This window comes from Shewanella sp. 5S214 (assembly GCF_041439795.1).
Taxonomy (GTDB): Bacteria; Pseudomonadota; Gammaproteobacteria; order Enterobacterales; family Shewanellaceae; genus Shewanella; species Shewanella vesiculosa.
This window is the reverse complement of record NZ_JBGOOV010000013.1, coordinates 95,389-102,172: the sequence shown is the minus strand read 5'-3', so window position 1 is coordinate 102,172 and position 6,784 is coordinate 95,389. Positions and strand designations below refer to the sequence as shown.

General features: G+C 43.9%; 5 protein-coding genes. All 5 read right to left on the bottom strand.

Features of this window, described 5'->3' with window-relative positions:
* Positions 1–635: 635 nt before the first annotated feature.
* Positions 636–917: a GIY-YIG nuclease family protein gene (locus tag ACED29_RS10860; RefSeq protein WP_371697656.1), complete on the bottom strand. Its 282-nt coding sequence runs from the start codon at positions 915–917 to the stop codon at positions 636–638.
* A gap of 632 nt (positions 918–1,549) precedes the next feature.
* A complete protein-coding gene (gene megL / locus ACED29_RS10855; RefSeq protein ID WP_371697655.1) occupies positions 1,550–2,734 on the bottom strand; it encodes a methionine gamma-lyase in 1,185 nt (394 codons plus the stop codon).
* Between the two features lie 270 nt (positions 2,735–3,004).
* The gene (oleD, locus tag ACED29_RS10850; RefSeq protein ID WP_371697654.1) at positions 3,005–4,069 is read right to left on the bottom strand and encodes a 2-alkyl-3-oxoalkanoate reductase; all 1,065 of its coding nucleotides are present in this window, start codon (positions 4,067–4,069) and stop codon (positions 3,005–3,007) included.
* Positions 4,057–5,751, bottom strand: coding sequence for an olefin beta-lactone synthetase (gene oleC / locus ACED29_RS10845; protein ID WP_371697653.1), 1,695 nt, complete (start codon positions 5,749–5,751; stop codon positions 4,057–4,059). Before oleC ends, oleD begins: the two co-directional genes overlap by 13 nt.
* 126 nt (positions 5,752–5,877) lie before the next feature.
* A complete protein-coding gene (locus ACED29_RS10840) occupies positions 5,878–6,753 on the bottom strand; it encodes an alpha/beta fold hydrolase (RefSeq protein ID WP_182757042.1) in 876 nt (291 codons plus the stop codon).
* Between the last annotated feature and the right edge of the window lie 31 nt (positions 6,754–6,784).

Below are 6,784 nucleotides of genomic sequence, written 5' to 3'. Positions count from 1 at the left end.
AAGTAGTGGTAAGCATTACCTACTAGCGTTGTATTGGGCATGTAACTGTAAGCCCCACCCGCACGTCATCCCTGAGATCTGTTATCAGGGATCCAGGTGTTTCTGTTGACCTTTTGTAAAAGCGTAAAAGCTAACACCTGGATTCCGGCTCAAAAGCATTGCCGGAATGACGGAATAGAGGGCGTTGTTTGTATGAAGTAGTGGTAAGCATTACCTACTAGCGTTGTATTGGGCATGTAACTGTAAGCCCTACCCGCACGTCATCCCTGAGTGCTTGTATCAGGGATCCAGGTGTTGCTGTTGACCTTGTATAAAAGCAAAAAACCAACACCTGGATTCCGGCTCAAAAGCATTGCCGGAATGACGGAATAGTGGGCATTGTTTGTATACGAATGAGTAAATGATGCAGTTTGACCCTGCTAGTCATCCCTGAGATCTGTTATCAGGGATCCAGGTGTTTCTGTTGACTTTAACCTTTGGCGTCAGCTTTCAATCTTCAAATCTACACCTGGATTCCGGCTTAAAAGCATTGCCGGAATGACGGAATAGAGGGAATTTAGCCTCATCGCCGTCATCCCCGAGATCTGTTATCGGGGATCCATTCTTTGCCTTGTTGATGGTAAAAGCTGATTGATTTATATTTCGAGATCATCCCAACGTGGATTAAACTTCTCAATTAAATGAATTTTCCATTCACGCTTCCAGTTTTTAAGCTGTTTCTCTCTTGTAATGGCATTATAGATGTCATCAAAAACTTCGTAGTAGACTAATAAATTAATTGAATATTTTTTAGTAAAGCCATCAGACAAGCCATTTTTATGCTCCCAATTTCGTCTGATTAAATCAGACGTCACTCCAATATAGAGTGTGCCATTAGGCCTGTTTGCCATGATGTAAATGTATGATTGCTTATCCATAAGCGTGTACCTGACTAAATGATAAATAAAATATAGCATCTAGTTAGATGGGTGCCTGTAAAAGCTACAAACTGGATTCCGGCTTAAAAGCATTACCGGAATGACGAAGTAGTGGGCGTTATTTGTATGAAGTAGTGGTAAGCATTACCTACTAGCGTTGTATTGGCCATGTAACTGTAAGCCACACCCGCACGTCATCCCTGAGTGCTTGTATCAGGGATCCAGCTGTTTCTTTTGACGTTGCTTAAAAGCGTAAAGCTAACACCTGGATTCCGGCTCAAAAGCATTACCGGAATGACGTAGTAGTGGGCGTTGTTTGTATGAAGTAGTGGTAAGCATCACATACTAGCGTTGTATTGGCATGTAACTGTAAGCCACACCCTCACGTCATCCCTGAGTGCTTGTATCAGGGATCCAGGTGTTTCTGTTGACCTTGTGTAAAAGCAAAAAGCTAACACCTGGATTCCGGCTCAAAATCGTTACCGGAACGACGGAGTAGTGGGCGTTGTTTGTATGAAGTAGTGATAAGCATTACCTACTAGCGTTGTATTGGCCATGTAACTGTAAGCACCACCCGCTCGTCATCCCTGAGTGATTGTATCAGGGATCCAGGTGTCTCATTCACTTACTTATTACAGCAATGCTTGTTCTATGTCTGCTATCAAGTCTTGTACATTTTCTAATCCGACGGATATACGCAGTAGGTTGTCGGTGATACCTGCACTGAGTCTGGCCTCTGGAGTATATGGTGAGTGGGTCATAGATGCTGGGTGTTGAATTAGGGATTCTGCATCACCTAAACTGACTGCTATGGTAAAGAGCTCGAGACGATTAACAAAGTTGATCGCGTCTTGCTTATTGCCTTTGAGTTCGAATGCAATCACCCCTCCGGCGCGTTTCATTTGCTTACCGATAAAACCATGACCTTGATGATGACTTAGCCCTGGATAAAAAACTTGGCTAAATTTAGGATGTTTATCTAAATATTCAGCTAATGCTTCAGCGTTGTCACAGTGACGAGTTAATCGCACATCTAAGGTTTTTAAGCCGCGTAAAATGAGCCAAGCATCGTGTGGGGAGATCACGCCACCAAAGTCTTTAAGTATTTCATATTTGAGTCGGTGCATGTGCTCGGCGTTACCACACACAATACCGGCAATAACATCACCATGGCCATTTAAGTACTTGGTAGCACTGTGGATCACCATGTCGATACCCATGGCTAAAGGTTGTTGCAATAAGGGCGTCATAAAGGTGTTATCGACTATTGATACCAATTTATGGGCTTTAGCAACCTTGGCGATTGCAGCAAGATCAAATACTTGCAAATGTGGGTTCACTGGGGTTTCACAAAATATCACTTTGGTATTGGGCATAATAGCCGCTTCAATTGCTGCAATATCAGTAAAATCGACCAAGGTGCTGGTAATGCCTAAACGAGTCAGCTGAGTGGCCATTAACGCAAAAGTACAACCATAAACGGCTTTGGAAGCAATCAAGTGATCGCCTGCATGTAAATGGGTTAGTAGTGCACTTGATACAGCAGCCATACCTGATGCGGTTGCGGCCGCATCTTCTGCGCCTTCAAGCAACGCCATTTTGCGCTCGAGTTCTGCAGTGGTTGGATTACCTAAACGAGTATAAATATAGCCAGGTTCTTCGCCAGCAAAGCGAGCGCCGCCCTGCTCTACGTTATCAAATACAAATGTGGCGGTTTGGTAAAGTGGTGTAGTAAGTGAGCCAAAAGCTTCGCGTTGATGGCCGCCATGAATAGCTAAGGTTGCTAAATTCCATGTGTTGTTCTTGTTGTCTTGCATTGCTTCTCCCTGCGCCACCTTGTTATGAGTTGTTACCCTCTTTAGGGTAACTTTTTTATGGTGGTCAAGATTCAAGATACAGTGGAATAAAATATAACCAAGCGATTGCTAAAAAATAACCAAAACCATTAATGTAAAAACAATTTTACAAACCATTTGGTGTGGTGTTTTTAGTAAGGGGATTTTCTATAGTGCAGATTACCATGGGCAATAATCAAAGGTATTTTGCGCTAACAGCTTAAACCGCTAACACAGATGATTAACAGGCAATTAGTGCGACAGTGATAACTTAAGCTTTTGCATGCCCTTCTCAATACTCACCAGCGGCTGATAGCCTAAATCTTGTTTTGCCGCGCTGATATCAAAGTAATGACTGGTTGATAATTGTCTTGCGACAAAGCGAGTCATGATGGGCTCTTGCTGTTTGTTAAGTAAGCCATAGACAGTTTCAAGCAGCACACCAGCAGCATAAGCAACAGATGCAGGGACTCGCTTGGTCACTGGCGGTAAATCGACGCAAGCTAGGATCTGGTTAAGCATTGCAGCCATTGTAATCGGTTGGTCGTTACTTAAAAAATAGGCTTTACCGGCACTATTGGCGGCGCCAACAAGGTCAACTGCCGCCAGAATATGTGCATAAGCGGCATTGTCGACATAAATCGTATCGACCAGTTTATCTTGCTGTCCTACCAACTTTAAGCGCTCTGCTTTGGCCCGTTCGATCACTCGTGGTACCAGATGAGGATCATTTGGCCCCCAAATTAAATGCGGCCTTAAGGCGGTCGTTTTTAACATGGGATGATTGGCTTTTAATACCATGGCCTCAGCGATGGCTTTCGATTCACCATAGTAATTAAGGTATTCACTGGCATAAGGTGCAGATTCATTAATGCCGTTTTCATCCACACCAGCAAACGTTACACTCGGGGTGCTGGTATAAATTAACCTGTGAATATTAACCGCTTTACATGCGTTGATGACATTGGCTGCGCCATCGACATTGGGCGAGAAATAACTTTGTTTACTGCCCCACACGCCAGCTTTTGATGCCACATGAAAAACTAAATCGCAACCTTGCATCGCCTGTTTTACACTAGCAAAGTCGCTAATATCACCTTGACGCATATCAACCCCAAGTTTTATAAGCTTAGGATAATGACCTCTGGCAAAACCGACAACCTCAATTCCAGCGGCTAATAAACGCTGACAAATGGCGAACCCAAGAAAGCCACCCGCACCGGTCACAAAAACTTTGCTGACCGATTGCGCTAACTGCTTCAATGCAGCTTGCTCCAGAGGATGTAAGTCTGCCAAATCCATCGTTATTCTTTCCATTGCTTTTGGGCCCATATGGCGAGTTTTTCTCTGAATATTTTCGCATTATGACGCACGTCGACAGGGAAATCTGGATGAATTAAAAAACGCCCAATGCCTTCAGTATGCGGATACTGCTGAGCCAATGCCATTAGCTCCTGATAAAGGATCTTAGAGGTTGAGCAAACAATGCCTTTGTGTAATTCGACGCACAAAACCGGAACCATATCACCATTAACATCAACGCCAACAATGGCGGAACGTTTAACTTGAGGATGAGTATTAAACACTCGCTCACAGGGCAGTGTATAAAAGCGTTTAAGTCGCTGCTTACCTCGCGTAGCATCAACTATGTGACCTTTACGTCCACACATCCACAATAAGCCATGATCGTCGATATACCCTACGTCACCCATACGATGAATGACGCGATCGCCATCGTTAATTTTAGCTAAGTCTGTCGCATGTTGACGTTGGTAATAGGCTTGACTGACCATGGGACCACTCACCACGATTTCACCTATTTGGTTGGCGCTAAGCTTATTAACCTTTGCCCATTCAGGCTGCGCTACATCAGTAACCGCAATAATATCCACACTGACAGACTGTATTGGCTTACCGACACAAATGCCTTTACCTTGATCGGTTAATTCGCTAGTAGCAAACAATGCATGACTGCCAATCATGCTGATAGGCAAAGATTCTGTCGCGCCGTAAGAATTCAGCACTTCAACCTGTGGGTTAAGCATCTGGCTAAAACGTTTAATCGAGCTAATTGTGGCTGGTGCACCAGCTGAAATAACCCGTTTAACACTGGTTAACTTATGCTGAGTTTGCTCGCCCGCTTGGCCTAAGCGTTCTAGTAAAGCGGGATTAACGAACATGTTGCTGCATTGATATTGATCGATTGCAGCAAACAAATTGGCAGGATTGGCGCTAATGGGTTTACTGGCATCCATGTCGGGCACAATAGACGCCATGCCCAGTGCTGGGCCAAATAATGAAAATAGCGGGAATGTGGCTAAGTCTCGCTCACCAGGAGTAATACCGTAATCGTGTTTAAGGGCGCTAATTTGTGCTTCAAACATCCCATGACTATAAACCACGCCTTTGGGGGTTCCTGTGCTACCACTGGTAAATAAAATCGCCGCCATTTCATCGCGTTCAAACAATGCTATCTTAAGCGGTTGCGCTTGATTCCGGCCAATTTCAATTATGGTTTCTAGGCTAATTGCATTGGCTAACCAACGCTGTAAACCCGAGCCTCCGACATTAATAAGGTGTTTAACACTGCCCTTACCCCAACCGAGAATACGCCTTACAATATGGGCTTTAGGTATACCAATAAACACATCCGGGCGTGACTCTTCAAAACACTGTTTAAGGTTGTTAATGCCCATGCCAGGATCGACCAGAATAGGAATAATCCCCGCCTTGAATAAGGCGAAGGTAAGCGAAAAAAACTCAAGGCTGGGTGTCACCATTAACACGGCTTTCATGCCGCGCGTAATACCAAATTGCAATAAGCCTTTGGCAATCATATCTGATTGCTGATGCAGGCTGATAAAATCAATTTCTTGATAATCAAATCGCCCTTGCTTGGCATGTTGCACAGCAACGGCAAGCTCTGTTGGCATGGTTTGCGCAGCGGTGTTTAGATGCTGGCAGATATTGGCATTAGCGACAACGGTGGTTTGAGTCATGTTTATTCATTCTGACTAATGTGGATGATTCGTCTGAGTAGGCTTGCTGTGATAACACAGATAACCAAGCCAAACTTTTTAGACGCTTAAAATCACTAAAAGGCTCAAATGAGCCTTTTAGTCGGATTAGTTTTTTGCGATAAAATCTTTGATTAAGCCAATGACTTCGTCGCTGGCATCTTCAAGAATGTAATGACCGCAGTCAGCAAACTCGTGCACAGTCGCATGAGGCATTCGCTGTCGCCATTCTTGTAAAAAATGCTTATCAAATACAAAATCTTGTAAACCAAAGCAAATCAGTGTCGGAACATCAGCAAACTGACTTAAGCTTTCGCCAATACTGGTGACTAAATCATAATTACGATCGCCTGGCTTTAGGGGAATGTCTTGCACAAAGCGTAAGGTCGAAATACGATTTTTCCACGAATTAAAAGGCGCAACGTAGGCTTCTCGAACCTCTTTTGCCATTGGCTTTCGCTTAACGCCGACATAAGAAGCCGCTGACGAAAACGCATTCAAGCCACGAACCAGCAAGGTGCCTAGCAAAGTTTCTCGGCAAATCCATAGCGCCCATGGAAACGGTTTGGTTTTAGGCAAATGAAAGGCTGCAGTGTTTAAACACACAATACGCTTAATGCGATCAGGATGGCGCGCCGCAAAGCCCATACCAATCATACCGCCCCAGTCATGCACCACGAGAGTAATATTTTGTGTAACATCAAGACTGTCCAGTAAAGCTTCTAAATCGTCAATGCGGCTTTTTAAGGTGTAATCATATTGAGGATCATCAGGCTTGTCTGATAAACCACAGCCAATATGATCTGGCACAATACATTGATGGGAATCACTCAAGGCACTGACTAAATTTCTGTAGTAGTAACTCCAACTAGGATTACCGTGCACCATCACAACAGGCTCGCCTTGGCCTTCGTTGATATAGTGCAGTTTATTGCCATTACGATCTAAAAAATGACGTTTAAATGGCAGCAAGTTGTCTAGCATGATGCATCCTGTTAACTATTTTTATAATGAA